This window comes from Phenylobacterium sp. (assembly GCF_004297125.1).
In the GTDB taxonomy this organism is placed as follows: domain Bacteria; phylum Pseudomonadota; class Alphaproteobacteria; order Caulobacterales; family Caulobacteraceae; genus Phenylobacterium.
Genome location: NZ_SCVD01000020.1, coordinates 403,086 through 428,509 on the forward strand (window position 1 = coordinate 403,086; position 25,424 = coordinate 428,509).

Sequence of the window (25,424 nt, forward strand, 5' to 3'; positions counted from 1 at the left end):
GTCGTAACACTAACCTTCTATTGGTCAGACCACATCGTTGACAACCCTTCTGTGCCGGCCTACCCAGAACCCGCGTACGAAAGGCCTCCATGCCCAAGATCACCGCCGCCAGGACGATCGTCACCTGCCCGGGGCGAAACTTCGTCACCCTGAAGATCGAGACCTCGGACGGCGTCCACGGCGTCGGCGACGCGACGCTGAACGGCCGCGAGCTGTCGGTGAAGAGCTACCTCGACGACCACGTCATCCCCTGCCTGATCGGCCGCGACGCCCACCAGGTCGAGGACATCTGGCAGTACCTCTACAAGGGGGCCTACTGGCGGCGCGGACCGGTGACGATGAGCGCCATCGCCGCCGTCGACATGGCGCTGTGGGACATCAAGGGCAAGATCGCCGGCCTGCCGGTCTACCAGCTCCTGGGCGGCGCCAGCCGGGCGGGCGTCATGGTCTACGGCCACGCCAACGGCGAGACGATCGAGGACACCGTCGCCGCGGCCCGGGACTACCAGGCGGCCGGCTACAAGGCCGTGCGGCTGCAGACCGGCGTGCCCGGGTTCAAGGGCACGTATGGCGTCTCCAAGGACAAGCTGTTCTACGAGCCGGCCGACGCCGATCTGCCCACCGAAACGACCTGGGCCAGCGAGCCCTACATGCGTGTCGTGCCCGAGCTGTTCGCCGGCGCCCGCGAGGCGCTGGGCTGGGAGATCCACCTCCTGCACGACGTCCACCACCGGCTGAAGCCCATCGAGGCGGGCCGCCTGGGCAAGGACCTGGAGCCTTACCGCCCGTTCTGGATGGAGGACCCGACGCCGGCCGAGAACCAGGACGCCTTCCGCCTGATCCGCCAGCACACCACCACGCCCCTGGCCGTGGGCGAGATCTTCAACTCGATCTGGGACTGCAAGGGCCTGATCGAGAACCAGCTCGTCGACTACATCCGCGCCACGGTCACCCATGCCGGCGGCATCACCCACCTGCGCCGGATCGCCGGCCTGGCCGACCTCTACGGCGTGCGCACCGGCTGCCATGGCGCCACCGACCTGTCGCCGGTCTCGATGGCCGCGGCCCTGCACTTCGACCTGTCGGTCCCGAACTTCGGCGTCCAGGAGTACATGCGCCACACGGCCGAGACCGACGCGGTCTTCCCCCACGCCTACAGCTTCGAGGGCGGCCTGCTGCACCCCGGCGAGGCGCCGGGCCTGGGCGTCGACATCGACGAGGCGGCTGCCGCGGAATTCCCCTACCGCCGCGCCTACCTGCCCGTGGCGCGGCTGCAGGACGGGACCATGCACGACTGGTGACCGGCGCGTTCGATACGGGAGGCGAATTCATGATATCGACAGGCCCGCCTCCCGGCGCAGCAAGGAAATCCCAGACGCCCATGGCCGTCAGCGGCAAGCTCTACCGTCGCCTCGCCGACTCCATCGCCGCCGAGATCGAGGCGGGGAAATACAATGTGGGCGAACGCCTGCCGACCGAGCGCGAGCTGGCCGAGCAGTTCGGGGTCAGCCGCCCGTCCCTGCGCGAGGCGCTGATCGCGCTCGAGATGCTGGGCATGATCGAGGCCCGCCACGGCCTGGGCATCTACGTCACCCGCGCCCAGCTGCCGCTCACCGCCGCGGCCTACGACTTCGAGATCGGGGCGTTCGAGCTGATCGAGGCGCGCCGCCTGTTCGAGGGCGAGGCCGCCGCCCTGGCCGCCGCCACCATCGACGACGAGGCGCTGGCCGAGCTGGAGCGCCTGCTGGGCCTGATGTCCGACGAGGACGAGCTGAAGGCCGAGGACGCCGACAGGGAGTTCCACATGGTGATCGCCCGGGCGACCGGGAACGGGGCCATCGTGGCTACGATCGAGAACCTGTGGGAGCTGCGCAACCGCTCACCGCTGGCCCGCAACATCCTGACCCGCGCCCGCGGCGGCGGCCTGGAACCGCGCATCGTCGAACACCGCCGGGTGGTGGACGCCCTGAAGGCCCACGACCCCGCCGAGGCCCGCCAGGCCATGCGCGACCACCTGGAACGCGTGATCGAACACCTCCTGCACGCCACCGAGACCGAGGCGATGGAAAAGGCCCAGCAGGAGAGCGAGGCCCGCCGCAGCCAGGTGGCCAAGCGAATAGCGCTCTAGGGCCGGCGTGGCGCGCGCACGCCGCCGGCGCCGTCCAGGGAGGCCTTCCCCGGACGGCGCCGTCGCAGCCGTCAGGCCGCCGCGAGGCGACGCCGCCGGATCATCGCGCCGACACTGCCAAAGCCGGTGATCATCAGCGCCCACGTGCCCGGTTCCGGGACGCCGCCGGTCGGCGGCCCGACGAGGCCGGTCAGGAAGGTTCCCGATGCGGAAGTGTAGCTGAGGCCGCTGGCCAGGGGGCCGAAACCGAGGCTGGCCGTATGCCCGAACAGGCAATCCGTGCCGGCGCGGCAGTCGAGCTGCAGGTCGGCCCCGATGCCCATGGTCGTCATGCCCACCGGAATGGACAGGATCGCCGACAGCGTGCCGCCGACCCCATTGGCCGAGAAGGTCCACTGGGGCGAGCTGTCGTACGAATAGACCCCGCCCTCGTTGAAGCTCATGCGGTTGTTGTACAGGCCGGCGCCGTCGTCGAACGTGACGCCCTGGCCGGATGTGTTGCCGCAGGCCCCGCAGCCGGCGAGGAAGAGTTGCGCCGATCCGCCCTGGTTGGCGGCGCCGGGTCCGAGCAGGATCGAGCCGTCCACGCTATAGGAAACGGCCAGCTCGATGGCGCTCCCAGACGTGTTGTTGAAGTAGACGGTGTCGAAGATGTAGTCGCTGACGAAGCCCAGCGGGCTCCCGAAGTTGTTGACGTAGCTGTTGTCGACGGTTCCCTTGAGCTGCCCGGTCGTGAGGTCCGCCGACCCGTAGGCGCTGGACGAGAAGGCCACGTCGCCCGCACCGCCGGGTATGAAGGCGGAGGCGTACACGCTGTAGATGTTTCCGCCGTTGGTCCCGGCCGAGGCCGTGCCGCCGTCGGTCGGATTCACGCCGGTGTAGAACGGGTCAACGACGCCGTTGGTGATCCCGATCGACGCGCCGTGTACGTGCGGCCCTTGGTGGGCCTGCGCGTTGGCGCGAGCGGTCGATTGAGGTCCAAAGACGACGATGGGTTCGGCGTAGGCCGCGCCCGCCGCACCGATCATCAGAACCGCCGCGCTGGCGGCGAACAAGTATCTGCGCATTACCCCACTCCTGATCCTGGACATTGCTGTCAGTGGGGAGTGCGCAGACCGAGGGAATTGCGGGCCACCACGACCGCAGGAAAATCTCAGCAGTAGCGGGCTTCGGCCTGCTCGGCCCTCCGGCGGGCGTCGGCCGCGTCCTTCTGGCCCAGGCGTCCGGCCGCCGCGATGGCGTCCCAGGTCGCGGTCGACCGGCGGGCCATCGCGCAGGCTTCGCGCCGTCGACCGGCCTCGGCGAAGACCCGCGACGTGAACTCCAGCCCGACGGCCAGGTCCCGCTCGCGCGCCGGATCGCCGCGCGCGAGCCTCGCCCGGGCTTCCCGCAAAGCGAGTGAGAGTCGCGCCGGCGCGATGGCCTCGACAGGTCGCTGCAGGTCCGCAAGCAGCGTCGCTTCATGACCATAGAGAACGAGGAGCAGCTTCTCGGCCTGCGCGTCAGGGCCGTAGGAGAGCACCCGCTGCATGACCGCCTCTCCCTCCCGGGCCTTATCGAGCGCGGCGGGCTTTTGCGCCATGTCGCTCAGCGTGCCGCTGACGTTCCAGGCGCTCTCGCCCTTCCGCGCCAGCCATTCCAGCTTCTCGCCGCGCCGCAGCCGCTCGTCGACGATGGCTTCGGCCGCCCGGTAGGGTTCCAGAGCTTCCGGGATGTGGTTCGCGTAATAGGTTGCGTCCCCAAGCCGGTTCAGGATCCCGACCTCGACGAGCTTTGCCTCGTCAGTCTCCAGCTTCAGCCGGCGCAGCTCCGCGAGGGCGGCCTGCAATACGGGGATCGCATCCGCGGGCCGGTTCTCGCCCCAGGTCAGGTCGTAAGCGCGGTCCTTCTCCGTCTCCAGCAACCCCAGCCTGGCGCTCGTGCGACCCGGTTCCTGCTTCAAGGCCTGCAGGAAGAAGTTGCGGCCGCGCTCGGTCGCCGCGCGGGATTCCGCGGTGTCGGGCTTCAGGGTCCAGCGATCGACTTCGATCCACCCGCGGAGCTCCAGCGCCTCAGCCGAACCCGGCTGCGCCGCCAGCACGCCAGCCGCGAGCGCCTCGGCGCGATCCAGGGATCGCTCCGCCGCGGCCGGCTGACCGAGGTTGGCGATGTTGGTGATCCCCTGCACCCGGGCCAGGCGTCGATACCCCTGGGCGATCTCGAGCCGCAGATCGACGGGCGCGCCCGGCGAGGCGCTCAGGCGGTCGAGGTAGCGGCCCGCGGTCTGGGCCAGGTTGACCCGAGCCTCCACGGTGCCGGGCGCGTTCGCCAGCCGGTCGTAGAGGTCGAACAGCATGTAGCGCGAGATGGCCCGCACCTCGCTGAACCGCCGCTCGGACTGCGCGCGGGCCCGCTCCGCCGCCACGTAGTTCGCGGTCGCGACGCCCGCGGAACACGCCAGCACGAGCATGGCCGCCGCCGTCATGGCCACGCCCACCCGGTGGCGTCGAACGAAGAGGCGAGCGCGGTAAGCGAACGAGGCGGGCCGCGCGCGCACCGGCAGCCGCTCGCGCCAGCGGTCGATGTCGGCGATCAGCGCCGCGACGCTGCTGTAGCGGTCGTCCTCCGCCGGCGAGGCGGCCTTGTTCGCGATCGCAGCGAGGTCGGGCTCGCCCATGCCGCCGATCAGTTGCCCGAGCACCACGCCGAGGGCGAAGACATCATCGGCGATGCTGGCCGCGGCCCCGGCCGCACGCTGCGGACTGGCGAAGCCATGGGTCATTGGCCCATGCGCCGCGGAGTGGCCGTCGTCGTCCGTGTCCGTGAGGCGCGCGAGGCCGAAGTCCAGCAGCCGGACGCGACCGTCGCGATCCACCATGATGTTCGACGGCTTGAGATCGCCATGGACGATCAGCCGGCTGTGCGCGAACTGCACGGCCTCCGCGGCGTCCCTGAACAGGCCCACACGGCCCCGAGCCGGATGATCTGCCGACGCGACGTCGATCGTCTCGCCGTCGACATACTCCATGATCACATAGGCCAGGCCGTCGGCCGTCAGGCCGCCGTCGATGACGCGTGCGATGGAGGGCGCTTCAAGCTTCGCGAGTAGACGCCGTTCGACCGCGAACCGCTCCGCCGCGAGCGCACCCAGCTCGGCGTGGAGGAACTTCACCGCGACACGCTGCTCGTAGAGCCCGTCGTCACGCTCCGCGAGCCAGACGCTACCCATGCCGCCGCTGCCGATCTGACGGATCAACCGGAACGGCCCAACTCGGTCCGGCGGTTCGATCGGCGCGCTGAGCCCGGCGTCCGTCGGCAACATGGCCCGCGCCGCCGCGGCGCTCCGTTCGAGGGCCTCGACGCGGGCCACGATGTCGGGAGTCTCCGCCTTGAGAAGACGGTCTCGTGACTTCGGGCGGGCGCTGAGGCGCTCGAACAGCGCGAGCGCCCGCCGCTCGACCTCAGCCGACCGCGGAGAGTTCATCCTGCGTGAGGTAGTTGTGCAGCCAGGTTCGCGCCGCCTGCCAGCGGCGCTTCACCGTGCGCTCGGCGATGCCGGTGGTTCGGGCCGTTTCCTCGACGCTGAGGCCCAGGCCGAAGCGCAATTCAACGATCCGGCTGTGCTCGGGCGAGAAGCGCTCCAGCGCCGCAATGGCGTCGTCGAGCGCCTCGACATTCACGCCTGTGGCCGGCCCACCGGGCCACCGCGTCAGGAGGGCGGGCTGGCGACGCTTGGCGGCGAGCGCGCGGCGCGCTTCGTCGATGAGCACCCGGCGCATGGTTCGGGAGGCGAGCGCCAGCAGGTGCTCGCGTTGATCGACGCTCTCGAGTCCCGAGCGGATCAGGCGAAGTATCGTCTCGTTCACGAGCTCTGTGGCCTGCAGGGCGTGACGCTGCGCGTCGGTGCAGATGATCCGGCGCGCGATACGGCGCAGTTCATCGTAGTGCTGCGCAAGCAGCTGAGGCGCTCTGGGCTCTCGCCCCGCAAAGGCCGACGATGGCTGGATGACCGTCATGATACCCATGTTCCTCGCTCCGGCGCGCGATGCAAGGTCCGCGCCATGCGCGGTTGCAGTGAGCCGGCGGCGGCCGGTCCTTCGGCGTGGGTTGGGCGGACCCCGCGAACGCGCGCCTTAGTCGTGACCCGGCGCCCTCGCGATCTCCCGACGCCTACCCCGCCACCGTCAGCGTCACCGACTTCAGATCGGCGGAGTTGCCTCCCGCCATCACCGTGAACTTCCCCGGCTCCACCACCCGCTTCATGTCGATGTTCCAGATCGCCAGGTCGGCGGGGGTCAGCTCGATGGCCACCGAGCGCCGCTCGCCGGGCGCCAGGGTCACGCGCCGGAACTTCTTCAGCTCCTTCACGGGCCGGGTCACCGAGGCGGCCTCGTCGTGGAGATAGAGCTGCACCACCTCGTCGCCGACCCGCTTGCCGGTGTTGGCCACCTCCACCTCGACCCGCACGCTCTCGCCGGCCCCGATGCTGGTCCGCGACAGCTTCGGGGCGCCGATTTCGAAGGTCGTGTACGAGAGGCCGAAGCCGAACGGGTAGAGCGGCGTCGCCTCGGCGAACAGGTAGCCGCGCCGGGCGGTGGGCTTGGCGTTGTAGAACACCGGCAGTTGGCCGACGTCGCGGGCGATCGAGACCGGCAGCTTGCCGCCCGGATTGACCCGGCCGAACAGCACGTCGGCCACGGCGTTGCCGGTCTCCTGGCCCAGGTACCAGCCCTCGATCAGGGCGTCGGCCTTCTCCGCCAGCAGGTTCACCGACAGCGGGCGGCCGTTCAGCAGCAGGACGACGGTGGGCTTGCCCAGGGCGAAGATGGCGCGGGCCAGGTCGTTCTGCTGGCCGATCAGGTCCAGGCTGTTGCGGTCGCCCAGGTGGTTGTCGGCCCAGGCCTCGCGGCTGGTCTGCTCGTTGTCGCCCAGCACCATCAGGACCACGTCGGCCTTCTTCGCCACCTCGACCGCCTCGGCGATCAGGCGGGCGTTGACGGCGGGATCTGCCAGCTTGACCTCGTCGGCGGCCCAGACCCGGCTCTCGGTGATCCGCACGGCCTCGGCGTAGTCCACCTGGAACTGGCCGGTCTTCGCGGCTTCCGCCTGCAGCCCTTCCAGCACGCTGACGACCTTCCGGGGGATGTCGCTGTAGCCGCCGATCGGCGTGTCGCGGGCGTGCGTGCCCAGCACGGCCAGCCGGCCGACCTTGCCGGCCTCCAGCGGCAGCAGGCCCTTGTCGTTCTTCAGCAGCACCATCGACCGCGTCGCGGCCTCGCGGGCCAGCGCGATGGCGTCGGGCGCGGCGGTCAGCCTGTCGGCGTTCTTCAGGTCGCCGTAGGGGTTCTCGAAGAACCCGCCCTCGAACTTCAGGGTCAGGATCCGGCGCACGGCGGCGTCGATCTCCGCCTGCGGGACCTTTCCCGCCCGGACCAGCTCCGGCAGGCGGTTGTAGGCCTCGCCGTCCGGCAGCTCGACATCGACCCCGGCCCTCATCGCCGCCACCGCCGCGTCGTCGGGCGTCTCGTACATCCTGTGGCGGGTCACCAGCTCCCGGATCGCGAAATAGTCGCTCAGGGTCGCCCCCTGGAAGCCCCACTCCTCGCGCAGCACATCGTGCAGCAGCCAGCGGTTGGCGTGCGACGGCACCCCGTCGATCTCGTTGTACGACGGCATCACCGCGCGGACGTTGGCCTCCTTCACCGCGCGTTCGAAAGGCGGGAAGAAGTTCTCGCGCAGGGTGCGTTCCGAGATCTGCGCCGGGCCGACGTTGGTCCCGCTCTCCGGCTGGCCGTGGCCGGTCATGTGTTTCAGGGTGACGAACACCTTGTCCTTGGCCAGCGGCAGGGTCCGGCCCTGGAAGCCGTGGATGGCGGCCAGGCCGATCTCCGCGCAAAGGTGCGGGTCCTCGCCATAGGTCTCCTCGATCCGGCCCCAACGCGGGTCGCGGGCCACGTCCACCACGGGGGCGAGCGCGATGTTGGAGCCGCGCAGCCGCATCTCGCGGGCGGCCACGGCGAACACCTTCTCGACGGTCTCGGGGTCCCAGGTCGACGCCAGCGCGATGGCCTGCGGGAAGCTGGTGGCCTCGCGGGCGACGTAGCCGTGCAGGGCCTCGTCGTGCATCAGCATCGGGATGCCCAGGCGGGTCTTCTCCACGGCCCACTTCTGGGCGGCGTTGATGTAGCGGGCGGTCTCGGACGGCGTGCGATTGACCGTGCCGGGCTCTGCGCCGGCGTGGGCGCCTGCCTTGGCGCCCCGGCGATCGGAGGGCCGCGAGATCTGACCCAGGCCGTTCGGGAAGGCCTTCGACGCCGCCTCGGGCGAGAACTCGGCGTCCGGCGTCTGGATATCCTCCTTCTTCAGCCAGATGCCGACCATCTGGGCGACCTTCTCCTCCAGGGTCATGCGGCCCATGAGGTCGTCGACCCGCGCGGGGACCGGCGCCTTCGGATCCTTGTAGAGCGGCCGCCCCTGCGCGTGGGCGGCGGGCGCGGCGAGGGCTCCGGCGAGGACGGCGAGGCTGGCGCCGAAGCGGCGGCGGGTCAGGGTCGTCATGTCAGTCTCCGTCCGGCGCGGCCGGGCTGTAGGCATAGAGTCCGAAGGTCGCGCCGACGAAGCCGCCGGCGGTCTTGGTCGAAAGGATCGTCCCGTCCTGGTCGACGGCCAGGGTGGTCCAGCGGCCGGGCGCGAGCGCATAGGCGAAGTCGTACTTCGCGCCGCGCGCCGTGATGCGCAGGTCGATCGGCTTGCCGTCGGGGATCGCCGCGCTCGCGACGAGCGCGCCGCTCACCGGGTCCTTGGGACCTGCCCGGCGCTCCAGCGCGACCACCGTGGCGGCGCCCTTCCGCGTGACCGTCAGGGCATAGAAGAAGTCGGGGCTCTGCAGCGCGACCAGGCCGGCGCGGTCGCCGTCGCGTTCGGGCGTGAAGCGCAGGCGGGTGCTGGCCTCGGCGTCGACATGCTGCTGGCGGCGGCCGGCGTAGGCGGGATGGCCGGTTCCGCCCAGCGGCTCGGCGCCGTCGAGCACCAGCGCGCCGGCGTCGAGCCGATACCAGGGGCCGCGCGGGTTGCGGATCGTCATCCACTCCGGGCCCAGCGGCTTGCCGAAGTCCTCGCGGACCGGCCGCGCCTTCGCGGGCGCCGCCGGCAGGTCGGGCTTGGGGACCTCCCGCGGGATCGCCTGGCCGGGCGGCAGGATCACCGGCCAGCCGTCGGCGGTCCAGGTCACCGGCAGCAGGAAGGTCTCGCGGCCGGTGTTGTAGAAGTCCCCGGCGTAGGGCTGGGTCGCCAGGAAGCTTGCCCACCATTCGCCCCTGGCCGTCTGCACGAGTTGGGCATGACCCGCCGAGGTGATCGGATGCAGCCGGTCGGCCGGCAGGCCGCGCTGGGTCAGGATCGGGTTGCCGGACCAGGCCTCGTAGGGCCCGGTCACCGTGCGGCTGCGCAGGATCACCTGCGAATGGCCCTCGGCCGTGCCGCCCTCGGCGCAGCTCAGATAGTACCAGCCGCCGCGCTTGAAGATGTGCGGCCCCTCGATCCAGACGGGCTTGGTCGAGATGTCGACGCCGCCGTTCACCAGCACCTTGCGCGGCCCGATCGGCTTGCGGGCGGCGAGGTCGAACTCCTGCAGCCAGATGGCGCGGTGGCCGGGATAGAGGGGCTCGCCTTCCGGCGGGCCGTTATTGAGGATCCAGGTCCGGCCGTCGTCGTCGAAGAAGAACGACGGGTCGATGCCGTCGATGTCCCTGATCCAGATCGGGTCCGACCACGGCCCGGCGGGGTCCTTGGTCGTGATCAGGAAGTTGCCCCCGCAGTCCACGCAGGTGTTCAGGATGTAGAACGTTCCGTCGCGGTGGCTGATGGTCGGGGCGAACACGCCGCGCGAGAGCCCCAGGCCGGTGAAATCGAGCTGGTCCGGCCGGTCGATCGCGTTGCCGATCTGGGTCCAGCTCACCAGGTCGCGGCTCTTGAACACCGGCAGGCCGGGGAAATAGGCGAAGGTCGAGGTGACCAGGTAGAAGTCGTCGCCCACCCGCGTGAGGCTGGGATCCGGATAGAAGCCGCGCAGGATCGGGTTGCGGTACGCGCCGGGCTTCAGCGGCGCGGCGTCGGCCGGGTCGCTGCCGCGATAGTCGAACCAATCGAACCGCGCCTCCGCGGCGGCGGCAGGGCCGGCCAGGGCCAGTGCGGCGACCAGCGCCAAGACCTGCCTCCGCGACATCGCCGCCACGCGCCCTCCTCCGCATCCTCAGGCGGTCTGGCGCCGCCATGTTGTAGGATGTTTGTGCCGGAGGTGGTCAGACCAATCAAGCAGATTGTTAGCGCTCACATTAGATCGAGGCGCATCCAGGCCGTCAGGGTCTCGCCCGGCGCTAGCACCCGCACCCCCTGGGCTGCGGGATCGGCCATGTTGAAGGCGTTGGGCGCATGGCTGACCGGCTCGACGCAGAAGAACTCTTCGCCGGGCGGCGCGAAGACGTGCAGCCAGCCCAACTCTGGCGAGGCGGTCATCTGGAGGCTCGGCCGTCCAGGGCCCAGGTCGATGCGCGCGAGGCCGACCCAGCCGGCGTGGCAATGATCGACGAGCCGCTCGGTCCGCACCGCCGCCCCGTCCGCCCACGGCGCGCCCGCCGCCAGCTCGGTGGGCAGCAGGTCGGCCGACGAACGCCAGACGCCGGTCGTGTGCGCGGTCAGGCGCGCGGTGGCGCTGTGTGGGAAATAGGGGTGGAAGCCCAGGCCGAACGGACCGGGCTCGTCCGCCATATCCAACACATTCACCTCGAAGGTTGAACTTTCGGGCGTCAGCCTGAAGGTCTGTCGGGCCCGGTAGCGCCACGGCCATTCGGTGGCCCGGGGCTCGAAAACCAGGGTCGCGAAATCCGCGCCCCTCGCCTCGACCCGCCACGCGGCCCGCCAGCCCTCCCCATGCAGCGGATGCTCCTGCCCGACCATGTTGCGGCTCAGCGCGGCGGTCCGGCCGCCGAACCTGAAACACCCGTGGGCGATCCGGTTGGCGTAGGGGACCAGGGGGAAACACGCCGTCTCCAGCACGTCCGCCGCGCCCTCCGGCGTTGGCCGCAACAGGTCCTCGCCGTCGCGCGTCAGCGACAGGATCGCCCCGCCAAGCTCCGGATCGAAGGTGAGCCGCAGGCCGCCGGCCTGGAGGGTTTCTCGCGCCATGGCCCGGTCCGCCTAGACCGGCTTCAGGAATGGCAAGCAGTTGGACTCGCGCAGGATTTCGGCCAGACCCACGTCACCCGCCAGCGGCGCGTAGCGCGCCCGCAGCGCCGCCAGCGACTTGGCGTGGTACTTCTGCGGCGATTGGGTATAGCCCTGTCCCGCCAGCTCGATCGTGAACTCCGGATCGCCTTCCAGCAGGGCCGCGGCGTTGGCCGTCGACCACGGCAGGAAGTAGCGGCCGATGTAGGCCAGCAGCGGCGCAAGCGTCGGCTTCAGGCTGTCCCAGCTCTCGAATGCGCCATCCACCCGCGGCTCCATCATCCGGTGGCACCAGTCCAGCACCGCCGGCCCCCGGGCCCGCATCATCCCTCCGCAGGTCGGGTCGACCGAGCATTCGTAGAGCTGGGCGGAGAGCCCGAAATCCCCAAACGCGGGACGCCCCCCGAACAGGTGCTTCCGATCCCGTAGGTGCGCCTCCAGGATGTCGAGGAGCTCAAGGTAGTAGCCGGTGATCAGCGGTGCGTTGGCGTCGCTGGAGCCCACGAAGTGGCCGCGGCCGGTCATCCGTTCGCGCACCAACTTCGTCCGCTCGGCCACCTCCTCGGCCGTGCCGTCCGGCAGCGACAGCCGCGCCAGGGTCTGGGCCGAGGCCGCCTGGTCGACGTCGGCGTACCAGCGATGGTGGAACATCAGCTTGTTGCCCCACTCGTCGCCGAACTCCTCGACCAGCGCCGAGAGGAAGGCGAGCGCCAGATCGGACGGGTGCATCGAGGGTTCGGGGAAACGCGCCTCGGCCCGCTCCAGGATCGGCGTCGAATCCTGCTGGCCCTCGTCCTCGGGCGTCGCGACCGTCGGCACGATCGGCAGCTTGGCGAAGCGCTTGTAGTCCTCGTCGGAGGCCGCGTTGCGCGGGATCCACCGGTGCGGGACGCCCTTGAAGCGGAAGTAGGAGCGCACCTTCACCGAGTACGGCGACATCTCCGATCCGAAGATCCGATAGACCTCGGCCATGGCCATTCCTCCACGCGTCCGTTTCGGGACTGCTACCTGTTCTTCTTCGCCGGCGCCGCACCCTCGATCCTCAGGTAGCGGATCAACATCAGGCTCAGCTCTTCGTGCAGCTCGGGATCGTCGGCGGCCCACGGGCCCGGCCCATGCAGCATCGCCGAGACGATCTGACCATGCATCATGCGAATGGCGAGGTGGGCGCGCTTCTGGAACCTGTCGTCCGTGGAGACGCCGCGGGTCTTGAGCAGCTTCACCAGGAACTCGGCCTCGATGGCTTCCACGCGCCGCATGGGCGGCCAGACGTTCTGGCCTCGCAGGCTGAGCTCGAACAGCGCGCGGTAGTAGCCCTCGATGCCGCGCATGGTGCGCGCGGTGTTGCGGGCCAGCCGGGTGAGCAGCTCGTCCAGCGCCTCCGCTTCCCGCGCCGGATCCTCGAAGAACTTGGCGATGTTGGCTTCCGCACGGGAGGCCATGTCGGACTGGAGCGCCAGGAAGAACGCCTCCTTGTCCTCGAAGCGCCGATAGAAGCTGCCGACGGAACAGCCGGCGCGCTTGGCGATGTCGGTGATGTGGGTCTGCCAGAACCCCGAGGCGGCGAAAGCCCGCTCGCCGGCCTTCAGCAACCGGTCCCGCTGCTCGCGGCTCCGGTTCTGGTACGCAGGCCGGGTCCAGGTCGGATCGGGCTCGGTCGCGTCCAGAGGCTTGGCTTTCGGCATCTAGGTCTTCCGCTGCTCGCCTTGCGGTTTAGCCGCCTCCCGCGGCGTTTCCAAATGGAACGGCGGTGTGTCCCGGATGCGCCCTCTTTCCGGAACATGAATTCCGCTTCATGCTCCGCGCAAGGTCCCGGACTGTCAACGGGACGCCGGGAGGCGCGCATGGGAACGACCGAGGATCGAGTGCTGCTGAGCGGGGTTCCGGGCTCGCCCTACACCCGCAAGATGCTGGCCCTGCTGCGCTATCGCCGCATCCCCTATAGCCTGATCCAGCTCTCGCACGAGGCGCCGGATCTGCCCCGGCCGAAGGTCTCGCTGTTGCCGACCTTCTATTTCCCCGGCGCCGATGGCGACCTCGTCGCGGTCACCGACTCGACGCCGATCCTTCGGCGGCTGGAGCGCGAACATGCCGGGCGCGAGGCGCGGCCGGCCGATCCCGCGCTGGCGCTCATCGACGCGCTGCTCGAGGACTTCGGCGACGAGTGGCTGACCAAGGCCATGTTCCACTACCGCTGGGCCTATGAGGCCGACGTCGCCAAGGCGGCGGCCGTCTTGCCCGCCTACACCCGCGCCCGGCTACCGGACGTCGAGCTTCGGGCCGCCGGCAAAGCCTTCGCCGAACGCCAGATCCCGCGCCTGCGCTACGTGGGGTCCAACGCCGTCACCGGCCCGGTGATCGAGGCTAGCTACGTCCGCTTTATCGACCTGCTGGAAGCGCATCTGCGCGACCATCGCTTCCTGCTGGGCGGCCGGCCCTCGGCCAGCGACTTCGCCAGCTATGGCCAGCTCACCCAGCTCGTCCATTTCGACCCCACGTCGATGGCGCTCACCCACGCCCGCGCCCAACGCGTCGCCGCCTGGGTGCTCTTGATGGAGGACCTGTCGGGCGAGGACCCGAAGCCCGCCGACTGGTTCGACGCCGACGCCCTGCCCGCCACGCTCACCGCGATCCTGGGCGAGGCCGGCCGCACCTATGCGCCGCTGCTGCTGGCCAACGCCGCGGCCGTGCAGGCGGGCGCCTCCGAGGTGAACGCCGAGATCGACGGCAAGCCGTGGGTCATGCAGCCCTTCGTCTACCAGGCCAAGTGCCTCGCATGGCTGCGCGAGGAGTACGCGGCGCTGGGCGACAGGGACCGCGCCCGGGTGGATGCAGCCCTCGCCGGGACCGGCTGCGAGACGCTGTTCGCCGCCGGACGCTAGGGCTGCGGCGGGGTCAGCAGGTCGCTGAGATAGGTGTCGGCGAAGTCGGTCTTGATCTGGATCCACAGCGGGTGGTGGTCCGACATCTGCCAGGTCCGCCACTTGTTGAAGAGTTTCTCGGGCGTCGTCGCGCGGGCCCGCGCGCTCTTCTCCGGATCCACCGCCGGCATCAACGCCTGGTAGATCGGCAGGTCCTCGTCGCGGAAGACGTCGGCGTACATGTCGACCATGCCCCCATCGATGACCTTGAACCGCTTGTCCTTCACCCTGGCGGCGATCTGGTCGTAGTAGTGCTGACCGTCCTTGCGGACCTTGTCGCCGTCGATCTGTTCCGGCACCAGGAAGCCGTGCCTCTTAAGCGCCTTCATCGTCTCGTGCTCGGGACTGACGACGTTGAAATCCCCCAGCAGCAGATAGTTCTCCACGGCGCCTGAGCGGTCGCGTTCCGCGCTGCTCTGGCTGTCCTGACGCTTCTTGAAGAACGACACGAGACGGTCGATCTCGTCGATCCGCTGCTGCAGCTTCGCGCCCCGGTCCTCGCCGTAATAGATATGCACCGTGCAGAGGCTGAAGCGGAACCAGCCCGACTGGAAGGCGACCAGGAAGGGCGAGCGGGCGAACTGCTGCTTCACCTCCTCGTACTGTTCCTTGACCTTCGCCGCCGCGACCGCGCCGGGCTCCAGGGCGGGGGCGTCCGCCTTCGACGCCTTCTTCTTTTTCTGGGTGACGATCAACTGACCTTCGGGGAGCACCACCTCGCCGGCGATCTTCCGAAACCAGACCTTCTCGGTGTTGAAGACGAACGCCATCCGCTCGCCGTTGCCCCCTGGCCCTTCGGTGGTGTCGGTGGCGATGTAGTCCCACTCGCGGCCCAGGATCCGCATCAGCGTCTCCAGGCCCGAGAGGTCGCGGTTCACCTCCTGCAACGCCACGAGGTCGAAGCACGAGATGATCTCGGCGAGGTAGTAGAAGGTCTCCGGCAGCCGGTAGCCGTAACCGAACTTGTTGGAATCGAAGTCGCGGATGTTCCAGGTCGCGAGCATGAGCGTGTCGTCGCTCTTTCGCGCGCGCAGGTCCTGCAGCGAGGCCCGCATCTTCAGCAGCCGCTCGGCGCAGCGCCGCCCCGCCGGAGCGTCGTTTTTGAGCAGCCCCCGCAAGCCGGCGTACTTGTTGGTCATCGCAGCCCCCGCTCAGATCTCCGAGCAGTAATCTCCGAATTCACAACCACAGCAAGAACCTTTGACGGTGCTGCAGGGGCATCACCGCGATTTCCGGCAATCCGGCGACGGCCCACGCGAGCCCTCAGTCCGCCGCCACGGCCTCGATCTCCACCAGCCATGCGGGATCGTAGATCTCGCAGACGATGACGGTGAGGGCAGGAGAGCGCCCGGCCAAAACCTCATGGCGGATCGTGTAGTTGGCCTCGCGATAGCGGCGGTCGGCCAGGAAGACGGTCACCTTCACCAGGTCGTCGAGGCCCATCCCGGCCGCCGCAAGCTGCCGCTCCACGTTACCCCAGGCCAGCCGGCATTGGTCCTCGAAGGCCTCGGGCGCCGCCCCCTCCGCATCCGTGGGTGTCTGACCGCTGACGAACAGCCAGCGCCGCGGCGCCTCGACGAGGCAGGCCTGGGAGTAGGACCGCGCCTGCCGTTCGAACGTCCTGTGACGCATGGACTCTCCTCCGGAGGGGAAAGCCCGGAGCCTACGACGCGGTCTTGCGGGCGACGAGGGCGTAGTAGGCGAGGCCCAGCGCCAGCCAGCCGGCCAGCAGGGTGTAGGGCTTCCAATCGGTGCTGAAGCCCAGGCTGGCGATGATCACCGCGGCCGCCATGCCGAGCCCGGCCAGCACGCGCACCGTGCCCCGGCCCAGCCGCAGGCGCGCCTGGGCGTGTACGTCGGGATGCTTGGCGGCGACGTTGTAGGCGGCCAGGCACGAACCGGCGTACTTCATCATCGTCGGGATGTTCACCGCCAGCAGCAGGAACAGCAGGCTGGAGGGCAGGAAGAGGCCCAGGCAACAGGCGCCGAAGGCCACGATGGTGGCGATGTGCGGCGTTCCGAACTTCGGGTGGATCCTGCCCAGGGCCGCGGGCAGCACGCCGGCCCGGCCCATGGCGTAAAGGAAGCGGGCGAACACCAGGAAGACCGCGTTCATCGACTTCGACAGCGCCAGCACCGCGGCTGTGACGATCACTGGCATGGCCCAGTCGCCCAGCGCCGCCTCGGCGGCCGTCAGCAACGGGGCGTCGCTGGCGGCCAGGGCGTCGGCGCCCACGAGGCTCAGGGCCGTGAAGGCGATGGCCAGGTAGACCACAACCGTGAGGATCAGCGCGAGCGCCAAGCCCAGCGGCACCACGCGCTTGGGATCGGCCACCTCCTCGCCCACCTCCGTGGTCGTCTCGATGCCGAGGAAGAGCTGGATCATCAGCGGCAGGGCCGCGACGATCGGCGCCCAGCCCACCGACAGCGACTGCGCCACCAGTTGCGGCTTCAGCGAGGGCGCGCCCGCGATCACGAACACCGCGAACACCACCAGCAGCATCAGCATTAGGATCGTCTGCGCCCGAGCCGCCACCGCCACGCCCAGGTAGTTGATCGCGAACACTGCGAGGAACAGGGCGAACATCACCGGCTTGCCCGGGATGGCGATCACCTTGCCCAGGTAGCTGACCAGCACCGTGCCCAGCACGATCATCACGACGGCGTTGGACAGGATGCGCAGCCAGACGATGCCGAAGGCGATCAGCGGGTGGGTGAACTGGCGCTGCCACTCGAACGAGGCGGCCGTCCGCGGCACGGCCGAGGCCATGTAGGCGTAGACCAGGCCGAACAGAACCATGGGCAGCGCCGCCAGCACGCAGGCCACCAGGATGCCCTCGTGGCCCACCTGGGCCGCCGGGCCCAGCACCGAGAAGATCGAGGCGCCGATGGCGGTCCCCGCCCCCAGCATGACGAGGTCGATCAGGCGAACGCCGGCTCGGAGCTGGTCGGTCATTTGGTCTCCGGCCGCGGCGCGACGACGGGCGGCGGGGGCGCGAACGGCTTGATCGCCAGGTGCTCGTAGATCTCGGCGGGATAGTAGGCGACGCCGCCGACCATGGTCATGCGCACATTGCGGATCTTCGAGATATCGGCCGTCGGGTCGCCGTCCACGAGGATGAAGTCGGCCAGCTTGCCGCGCTCGATGGAGCCCAGCTGGCTGTCGCGCTTGAAGTACCGCTCGGCGTCCAGAGTCGACAGCCGCAGCGCCTTGCCGGCCGGAATCCCGGCCATGACATAGACCTCCAGCTCACGCTGGTTGGAGAAGCCCGTGCCGTCGTCCGTGCCCGGCAGCAGCTGGACGCCCTTGTCGTCCAGCATCTTCAGGACCTCCAGCACCTTCCTGAAGCCGGCCTGGTAATCGGCGTCCTCCTGCGGCGTCTTGATCGTCACGAAGCTGCGCTTGCGGTAGCGCTGGTAGCCGATCGGCACGTGGTCGAGGTAGGGCTTGTCGCCCGCCTGCACCTCGCCCGAGCGCGACAGCATCAGGCGCTCCAGGATCATCGCGGTGGTGTCCAGCGCGACGCCCTTCTCCTGCATCAGGGCGACGGTCTTCTGGACCCGCGGCGAATTGAGGTCGAGGTCCTTGCCCCGCGCCATGCCGGTGAGGCGTAGCGGCGTACGGGTGTCCTCCTTGGGATCCAGGATCCAGCCCAGCATGAGCTGGTTGATATGGGCGATGTCGTTGTAGCCGTCGCCGATCACCCGGTCAGGCGAGGAGAAGGCCGGCACGTGGCCGGTGACGCCCAGGCCCAGCCGGTGGGCCTCGGCGGCGACGGGGGCGACCCAGTCCGGGTTGAAGCTGTTGTAGATCTTGATCTGCCAGTAGCCGCGATCGGCGTACCAGCGGACGTCCTTCAGCGCGTCCTCCAGGCTGTCGGCGATGAAGCCGTTGCGCGCCGAATAGGGGCTGCGGCCCTCCAGGAAGCCGTTGCGCACGATACGTGGCCCCGCCAGCCGGCCCGCGGCCAGGCCCTCCATCATCGCCAGCAGCTGTTCGTTGTCGTTGCCCTGGTCGCGCGTGGCTGTGACGCCGGCGGCCAGGTTGAACAGGTTGGACGACAGGGTCGTGTGCGAGTGCATGTCATGCAGGCCGGGAACCAGCGTCCCGCCCTGCCCGTCGATCACCGTCTCGCCCGCCGGCGCGGCGCCGGCCGGATCGTTGGCGCCGACGGTGGCGATGCGGTCGCCATAGACCACCACGGTGGAGAGCCCGCCGACCTTCATCGAGACCGGATCGAAGACGCGCACATTGCGGATCCGCACCGGGCCGGAGAACCGGTGGGCCAGCTTCTTCTGGGCCTCCTCGGCGCGGGCCTGGGATATCTCGCGGTTCATCTTCTGGAGGACCGGAATCTGGGTCTCGTAGCCCTCGCGGATCAGGCCCCCGGACGCGAACAGATCGCCCTTCCTGTCGACCAGGACGTAGTCGGGTTGCAGGTCGATGCCGGAGAGTTCGTAGACCGTCAGCGGGACGGCGGCCTTTCCTTCGCCCAGCGTGACCTTGCGCGCCTCGGCCAGACGCAGCTGGCCCGACGGCAGGACGGGAAGCGTGTGGTTCGGCGCCTTCAGCAGCGCCTTCACATAGACTCCCAGCATCCACGGGCTGACGTCGTTGCCGATGTAGAGCAGCGGCTTGGGCGCAGGCGTCTGGCCCTTGTCGGCCTGGCTCACCCACTCGGCCTGGCCGGCCCTCCAGGTGAAGTGCTCCTGTACCGGGCTTCCGAACAGGGACTCGCCTTCGATGGTCCAGGTCACCGGCATGCCGGCGGCGTCGGCCTCGATCTTCTCGCGCGCCTTGGGGCCGCGGCCATTGTTGACCACCGCATAGTCGACCGAGGTGCTGCGTCCCTGCACCTCGGCGACCAGGTGACCGACCTTCTCGCCGTTGGCCATGACCACATACCGGAAGGTCTCGGCGAAGGCCGTTCCCGCCAAGCACAGGGACAGGAGGACGCCGACGGCGGCGGCGGTTCTTGGCGACATGAGACACCCCTACACGGCGGCAGCATCGTACCTCCGGGGCCAGGATTTTCTATTCGAAGTGCCGCCCGCCGCCCTGGCGCGCGACAAGTTCAATGCGCGGCCGAACGGGCGTCGACATAGGCTATGTTGCGGGCTTTCGCTGGGCCGCAGGGGCGAAGGCCCCGCGCTTCATCACTGCGCCTCGTAGAGGGCCTTGGCCGCCGCCAGGTCCTGGACGATGTGGCCCAGGGACTTGTAGGCGGTGATCTGGTCGGCGGACTGGCGGCCCTCGAGGTCCCCGGCCAGCACCTGACCGATCTCGCCCACCACATGGCTGTCGTCGATCAGGCCAGCGGCCTTGGCGTAGAGAAACTCCGCGCCCTGGGCCAGGACGCCCTCGCGGCTGTCGGCGATGAAACGCGAGCACACGACCAGGTCGTCGTCGACCTCGGTCGGCCCCGGCCCGCTGGAGCCCACTAGGTTCACATGCGTCCCCGGGGCCAGCCAGGCGCCCTCCAGGATCGGCTCGCGCGCGCCGGACACGGTGGTGACGATGTCGACCCCCGCCACCGCCTGGCGCACGCTGGGCGCCGCGAACACCGGCAGGCCCAGTTCGGCCTCGGTCGCCTTGGCGAAGGCCTTGGCGCGGTCGGCGTCGCGACCCCAGACGGTGATCGCCTCCAGCTTGCGAACGCGGGAGATGGCGCGGGCGTGGGTGGCCGCCTGCTCGCCGTAGCCCAGGATCGCCATGCGGCAGGCGTCCGGCCGCGCCAGGGCGTCGGTGGCCACGGCGCTGGCCGCCGCGGTGCGGATGGCCGTAATCTCGCCCGCGTGGGCGATGCAGACCGGCGCGCCGGTCTCGCCGTCGAACAGGACCACTACGCCCTGGTGCGACTGGATTCCCTTGGCGAAGTTGTCATGGAAGACGCTGATCAGCTTCGCGCCGAACACCGCGTGATCGCCCAGCGCGCCCGGCATGATCCCGAACGCACGGCCCTCGCTCAGCGGCAGGATCAAGCGCAGGTGCTGCAGCGTCTCACCCTTCGAGAAGGCGATCATCGCCTGGCGCACCAGCGGGATGCAGACCTCGTAGGTCAGCCGCCGGCGAACCTCATCCCGATCAATTACGCGCATCAGCAGCCTTTCCCGAAAGATCGGGGCGCGGCGACGGTGTGGGGACCATCGCCGCGCCCACGCGACCGTTACGCCGGGTCGCGCTGAACTAGAAGCGGGCCTTCAGCCCGACGTAGTACTGCCGGCCCAGGATGTCGCCGTAGTTCCGCGTGGGGTACGAAGGTTCCTCGTCGGTGATGTTCGTGACCCCGCCGCGGATCGTGTAGTTGCCGATCTCGTATGACGCCGAGACGTTCTGGCGCAGGTTTTCCTTCACCGTGGGCGTCGGCACGTTCTCGATCGTCGCGGTGTAGGTGAACTTCACCGGAGACATGTAGTTGATCGAATAGTTGAGGCGCAGCGGCCCCCTGCGCCAGCGGGCGTCGAAGCGGGCCGAGAGATCGGGCGACGGCCCGAAGTCGGTGGTCGCCGCGGTGTTGTCGACCCGCGTGACGTCGACGCCGGTCACCGAGATCTCGAACTTCTCGATGCGGGTCGCCTCGAGGTTCAGCTCCAGTTCGCCCAGGTCGCGGTCGCCGAAGTAGCGACCGATCGGGAAGCTGTAATTGATGTTGTAGACCTCGCCCCGGAAGGTGATCCGGCCGGCGTTGAAGGTCGTCGAGCGCGCCGTGGCGATGTTGCCCTGGGCGTCGCGGGTGAACGTGCCGCAGATGTCGGCCGGCTGCTCCGCGGAGTCATAGCAGGTGGCCATGAAGCTGGCGGGCGTGAAGGCGGAAAGGCCGTCCTTCAGGTCCACCTCGACGCGGTCGACCACGATGCTCAGGCCCGGCGCGAAAATCGGCTGGAACACGAAGCCATAGGTCCAGGTCTTGGAGATCTCGTTGCGCAACTCAGCATTGCCGCCCGACGTCACGAGGGCGCGGGAGAAGTTCTCCGATTGGTCCTGGAAGGTCGCGAGCGGCCCATAGCCCGGGTTGGCGGCGAACAGCGCCTGGCAATTGGCGAGGCGCGTCGCCGGCGCCGGACCCGAGGCGATCCGGTCGGCGTCGCACGGGTCATTCCCCGAATTGGCCAAGGCCGTACGGGTCGGAGCGAACAGTTGATCGAGGGTCGGGGCGCGGAAGTTGCGGCTACGCGACGCGCGGAATGTGAATCCCTCCACGATTTCCCACCGGCCGCCAACACCCCAGACGTCCTCCTTGCCGGCGATCGAGTTGTCGACATAACGGTAGGCGGCGTTGAGCTCGACCGTGCGGGCGAACGGCAGCGAGAAATCGCCACCAAGCACGGGGACAAGCAATTCCCCGGACAACTCCTCGGTGTTGTAGCTGCCGCTCGTGGCCAGGGTCGGCACCTGAGATTCCACCAAGCCACGCTGATTGGCCGCCAGCGGGACGAACTTCGCCTTCTCCTCGCGATGCTCGTAGGCGGCGCTGAACTTCACCTTGCCGGCCGGCAGGGCGAACAGATCGCCGCCGAAGGTCGCGAGCAGGTCGTCCTGTGTGTTCAGGTAATCCTGGCCGACCTGGGTCGTGGCGTAGAGGCGCGCTTCCTGGCTCACATTGCCCACGCCGAAGGGATTGATCGGCGCGCAGGCAGGGTCGTCGTTGGCGGCCGAGGCATCGGCGTTGATGGCGCAGACGATCTGGCCGGAGCCGTTGCGGACCGCGTTGATCGCGTTGTTGAAGCGCTGCGTGTAGGCTCGATAGCCGCGTGTCTCGCCATCGGTCTCGGCGTGGCTGAACGACAGGCTCCAGTAGAAATTGCGCTCGCCGAGGTCGAAGTCGCCGTCCAACGCCACCAGGGCGCGGACCGTATCCGTCTGATAGGTCTGCTCACGCGTCGGCAGCAGATCGGTCCACCACTTGGAGAGGGTGAGCGGCGCGCCCGCCGGGCCGAGGATCGCGGTGACCGCCGGCGACAGATAGGGATTGGTGCGCGAGATCGAGATTGCCCCGGCGCCGCTCGCGGCGTTGTTGAGCACCGTGTTGCTGGCCTGGTTGGCGTACGGATCGCGCCCTTCGACGCGGGCGTAGAGGAACTCGCCAGACAACTTGATCCGGTCGGTGATGTCGTAGTGCCCGAGCACCGTGCCACTCCAACGCTCCACGCCCGTCACGAGGGCCGCGAGTTCCTGGTACGGATTGCCGTCGCCGCCGCTGGTGAAGGGCGGGACCGCGTTGTTCAACAGGTTGCCGACGTCGTAGGGAATCAGGGCCGAGCCGGCGGCATTGAACTGCTGTGGCGCCCCGTTGACCTTGTAGATCGAGCTGGCGAACGGCGGGCCCGGCGAGAACAGCACACCATTGGCGTTGAAGCTGACGAAGCGGGTGTTCAGGTTCTCGGTGACCGCGGGGACGCCGTCGGAATTGGTGCGGTTCGCCGGGTTCGAGATCGTCACCCGGCCCAGGTTCGAGCGCGGGCGGTCGTAGTCGAACAGCGGCCGGGTCTTCGACCATTCCACATTGACGGCGACGTTGGCGCGGTCGTCCAGGAAGTTGCGACCGGCGGTCGCGCGCAGGCTCTGGGTCGGATAGTCGTCGCGCGAGGAGATGCCATACTGGGCGTCGAGCTCCAGGCCGGTGAAGTCGTCCCGCAGGATGTAGTTCACGACACCGGCTATGGCGTCCGAGCCGTAGACCGCCGCCCCGCCCGCCTGCGCGACCTCGATCCTCGAGATCAGCCCGGTCGGTATGACGTTGGTGTCAACGGCGCGGTCGCCGATCACCGACGTCGAGATGGACAGGCCCGACGACGAGGTCACGAACCGACGACCGTTGACCAGAGTCAGGGTGCGGCCGGCGCCCAGACCGAAGAGATTGGGGAACTGCTGGGCGTTGCCGGCGGCCGATCCGTTGCCGGAGGCCTGGGCGAACTGGGGCATGTTGGCGGTGAGCTCGTTCAGCGCCTGGCCGGCTTGGATGAAGCCGCGATCCTCAATCGCCTGTGCGGTCAGAATGGACACCGGCGCCTCGGTCGTCGTTTCGGCCCGCTTGATACGCGAGCCGGTGACGATGACCTCCCCGATCTCGCTGGCCCCCGCTTCCGCCTGGGCGAAGGCCGGCGCGGCCCCCATCAGCACAAGGCCTCCCAGCACCGTGGAAGCCAACATCCGCCCGCGAATGGAATTGCCGTTCATCTCAAGATCCCCCAGGTCCGGAGCCTGGGCCGAAGCCGCGTTTCGCGTGTCCTCGGCCGAACCCCTGCCTTGCGGAAACGGTAGGTCCGCGCCGCCGGTTTTTCTTTTCGTTCTTCGAACCATTGCCTATTCGACACACATTGATAATGCGGCCGTCGCCCCAGCCGCGAATGAGCAATGCAGTCGCCCAGCGCGTGGGTATCCTGGGTTCGCGACCTTCCTGTTCCCTGACGGCCCAGAAGGGCGCACGGCCGTGCCGCCGACGGCGCGGCGGTTTCGCTGAGCGCTTGGATAATTCATCCAACCGCTAGGGGGTGACGAAGGCCCTGACGGCCGCGTCGAACCGGGCGAGGTTCTCCGGGTGGTCGTAGACGCCATGGGGACCGGCGAAGTAGGCCGCGGTGAGCTGGCCGCCCGGAACGCCGGCCTGGTCCAGGACATAGCGCCCCGCGTAGGCGGGGGTGGTCAGGTCGTAGTAGCCCGCCGCCCAGAACAGCCGCATCCTCGGGTTCTCGCGCATCGCCTGGCCCAGGGTTTCATAGGGGTTGGCGCCCCGCTCGTGCGTCCAGGCGGCGTTCACCGAGAAATTCACGCCGTAATAGGGGTCGGTCGCCGGATACTTCAGCACCTCGGTCAGGTAGCGCCCGACGACGGGGCTCGGCACGGGGCCGATCGCGGCGGGGTTGGGCGGGGGGCCGGCCACGGCCCCCGGCGCGCGCTTGGGCACGACGCCCAGGGCCGGATCGTCGATGGCCCCGTCCTGGCCGGCCTCCAGCGGCGCGGTGACTGTCACGTCCAGCAGGCCGGTGCGCAGCGCGCGGTCCTTGAGAACGTTGAACATCCAGTCGTTCTTGGACAGCCGCAGGTTCCTGTCTTCGATGAGGTCGGCGGGCAGTCCGACCAGCGCCGACATCCGCTCGGCGATCCGCCGTTTCTCCGCGGCCGGCAGGCTGCCGCCCTGGATCAGGGCGCTGACGTAGTCGGTCCGCGCGAACTGCAGCGCCTGGGCGAACACCTGGTCCACCGAGCGCCCGGCCCGGTCGATCTTCTGGTGATACCAGGCCCCCGCGGCCATGGTCGGCAGGGCGACGACATAAGGCATCTCGCGCCCGGGGACCTCGCCCGCCAGAGCGATCAGCAGCACGCCGTCGAACGGCAGGTCCGGAGATATCTTGACGATGCTGGCGGCCCGCGTGGTCCCATAGCTCTCACCGGCCAGATAGCGGGGCGAGGCCTCGCGGCCGTTGGCCTTCAACCAGGCCTGGATGACGGTCTTCACCGCCTGGGCGTCGCTGGATGTGCTGTAGAAAGCCTTGCCGTCCGCGCCGGGGAACGGCCGGGAGAAGCCAGTCCCGACCGGATCGACGAAGACCAGGTCGACGGCGTCCAGCGGGCTGGTCGCGTTCTCCACCCAGCCGCCGCCGCTGCGGTCGCCAGGCGCGGTCGGCGTGCGCCTGTAGGGTCCGAGCGCACTCATGTGCAGGGGCGAGGACGACGCTCCCGGCCCGCCGTTGAACAGGAACATGACCGGCCGCCTGGCCCGGTCCTTCACCCCGTCGCGGACGTAGGCGATGGTCGTGGCGGCCGCGGCGGGCTTGCCGGATGCGTCGTCCAGGAAAGTCTCGGCGACCGTGGCCGTGTAGCGCACCTTCTGGCCGTTGAAGACGCCTTCGTGCCGGGTCACCGCCACGCGCGGAGTGCGGGCCTCGCTCGTCGCCGGAATGGCCGGGGCCTGCGCCACGGCGGGCAAGGCGACCCCCGCCAGCATCGCAAATCCCAGCGCGGCCAGGCCGCCGTCGCGCGGTGTCGTCATCTGCATCCCCGGACCTGCGGCGAGCCTAGCGGCGAACGGACGGATTTTCTTTTCGTTATGCGCGCGCCATGGGGCCGTCCGCGCCCCGCGAACCGGAGTTCCCCAAGGCGCCCTGCATGACTTATGCGCCTGGGGAGAAGTGCGCGAATAGGCGGCTCGCGATGTGCCCCTTGTGGGGGCAAA

At 69.2% G+C, this 25,424-nt stretch carries 18 protein-coding genes; 3 read left to right on the top strand and 15 right to left on the bottom strand.

All coding sequences use genetic code 11. The features are described from left to right. Positions 1-89: 89 nt before the first annotated feature. Together manD and EPO51_RS12780 are read left to right on the top strand one after the other, a co-directional pair. Entirely contained in the window at positions 90-1,301 is a 1,212-nt protein-coding gene (gene manD, locus EPO51_RS12775) for a D-mannonate dehydratase ManD (protein ID WP_293351044.1), read from the top strand. 80 nt (positions 1,302-1,381) lie between these two features. Continuing rightward, positions 1,382-2,128 carry a FadR/GntR family transcriptional regulator gene (locus EPO51_RS12780; protein WP_293351046.1) on the top strand — a complete coding sequence of 249 codons (747 nt, stop codon included), beginning with the start codon at positions 1,382-1,384 and terminating at the stop codon, positions 2,126-2,128. Between the two features lie 71 nt (positions 2,129-2,199). Here the strand turns inward: EPO51_RS12780 and EPO51_RS12785 are convergent, their stop codons facing one another. The 8 genes from EPO51_RS12785 to EPO51_RS12820 all read right to left on the bottom strand — a co-directional run bounded on the left by EPO51_RS12785 (position 2,200) and on the right by EPO51_RS12820 (position 13,014). Continuing rightward, the gene (locus EPO51_RS12785; protein WP_293351048.1) at positions 2,200-3,195 is read right to left on the bottom strand and encodes a PEPxxWA-CTERM sorting domain-containing protein; all 996 of its coding nucleotides are present in this window, start codon (positions 3,193-3,195) and stop codon (positions 2,200-2,202) included. Positions 3,196-3,281: 86 nt separating this feature from the next. Beyond that, positions 3,282-5,591 (bottom strand): serine/threonine-protein kinase, encoded by a 2,310-nt coding sequence (locus EPO51_RS12790; RefSeq protein WP_293351050.1) that lies wholly within the window; start codon positions 5,589-5,591, stop codon positions 3,282-3,284. Further along, positions 5,569-6,132, bottom strand: a complete 564-nt coding sequence (locus EPO51_RS12795) for an ECF-type sigma factor (RefSeq protein WP_293351052.1) — start codon at positions 6,130-6,132, stop codon at positions 5,569-5,571. Before EPO51_RS12795 ends, EPO51_RS12790 begins: the two co-directional genes overlap by 23 nt. Positions 6,133-6,277: 145 nt before the next feature. Then, complete coding sequence (locus EPO51_RS12800; RefSeq protein ID WP_293351054.1) at positions 6,278-8,665, bottom strand: glycoside hydrolase family 3 N-terminal domain-containing protein; 2,388 nt, start codon at positions 8,663-8,665, stop codon at positions 6,278-6,280. 1 nt (position 8,666) lies between these two features. Further along, positions 8,667-10,313 carry a glycoside hydrolase family 43 protein gene (locus EPO51_RS12805; RefSeq protein ID WP_363200617.1) on the bottom strand — a complete coding sequence of 549 codons (1,647 nt, stop codon included), beginning with the start codon at positions 10,311-10,313 and terminating at the stop codon, positions 8,667-8,669. 122 nt (positions 10,314-10,435) lie between these two features. After that, entirely contained in the window at positions 10,436-11,290 is an 855-nt protein-coding gene (locus EPO51_RS12810) for an aldose 1-epimerase (RefSeq protein WP_293351058.1), read from the bottom strand. 12 nt (positions 11,291-11,302) lie between these two features. Beyond that, positions 11,303-12,301 (bottom strand): glutathione S-transferase family protein, encoded by a 999-nt coding sequence (locus EPO51_RS12815; RefSeq protein ID WP_293351060.1) that lies wholly within the window; start codon positions 12,299-12,301, stop codon positions 11,303-11,305. 32 nt (positions 12,302-12,333) lie between these two features. After that, positions 12,334-13,014: a TetR/AcrR family transcriptional regulator gene (locus EPO51_RS12820; RefSeq protein WP_293351062.1), complete on the bottom strand. Its 681-nt coding sequence runs from the start codon at positions 13,012-13,014 to the stop codon at positions 12,334-12,336. 159 nt (positions 13,015-13,173) lie between these two features. Between EPO51_RS12820 and EPO51_RS12825 the strand changes: the two genes are divergently transcribed. Further along, entirely contained in the window at positions 13,174-14,211 is a 1,038-nt protein-coding gene (locus tag EPO51_RS12825) for a glutathione S-transferase N-terminal domain-containing protein (protein WP_293351064.1), read from the top strand. Here the strand turns inward: EPO51_RS12825 and EPO51_RS12830 are convergent. From EPO51_RS12830 to EPO51_RS12860, 7 genes are all read right to left on the bottom strand, one after another. Beyond that, positions 14,208-15,389 (bottom strand): endonuclease/exonuclease/phosphatase family protein, encoded by a 1,182-nt coding sequence (locus EPO51_RS12830; RefSeq protein ID WP_293351066.1) that lies wholly within the window; start codon positions 15,387-15,389, stop codon positions 14,208-14,210. The two genes, EPO51_RS12825 and EPO51_RS12830, sit on opposite strands and share 4 nt — an antisense overlap. A 124-nt stretch (positions 15,390-15,513) precedes the next feature. Beyond that, positions 15,514-15,882: a RidA family protein gene (locus tag EPO51_RS12835; protein WP_293351068.1), complete on the bottom strand. Its 369-nt coding sequence runs from the start codon at positions 15,880-15,882 to the stop codon at positions 15,514-15,516. 31 nt (positions 15,883-15,913) lie between these two features. Continuing rightward, positions 15,914-17,206 (bottom strand): APC family permease, encoded by a 1,293-nt coding sequence (locus EPO51_RS12840; RefSeq protein ID WP_293351070.1) that lies wholly within the window; start codon positions 17,204-17,206, stop codon positions 15,914-15,916. Beyond that, positions 17,203-19,236 (bottom strand): amidohydrolase family protein, encoded by a 2,034-nt coding sequence (locus tag EPO51_RS12845; RefSeq protein WP_293351072.1) that lies wholly within the window; start codon positions 19,234-19,236, stop codon positions 17,203-17,205. The genes EPO51_RS12840 and EPO51_RS12845 overlap by 4 nt, the downstream gene beginning before the upstream one ends. Before the next feature lie 171 nt (positions 19,237-19,407). Next, positions 19,408-20,349, bottom strand: a complete 942-nt coding sequence (locus EPO51_RS12850) for an ornithine cyclodeaminase family protein (protein ID WP_293351073.1) — start codon at positions 20,347-20,349, stop codon at positions 19,408-19,410. A gap of 88 nt (positions 20,350-20,437) precedes the next feature. Continuing rightward, on the bottom strand, positions 20,438-23,428 hold the full coding sequence (locus EPO51_RS12855) for a TonB-dependent receptor domain-containing protein (protein ID WP_293351074.1): 2,991 nt from the start codon (positions 23,426-23,428) through the stop codon (positions 20,438-20,440). Positions 23,429-23,735: 307 nt separating this feature from the next. Further along, on the bottom strand, positions 23,736-25,241 hold the full coding sequence (locus tag EPO51_RS12860) for a S10 family peptidase (protein ID WP_293351075.1): 1,506 nt from the start codon (positions 25,239-25,241) through the stop codon (positions 23,736-23,738). Positions 25,242-25,424 lie beyond the last annotated feature (183 nt).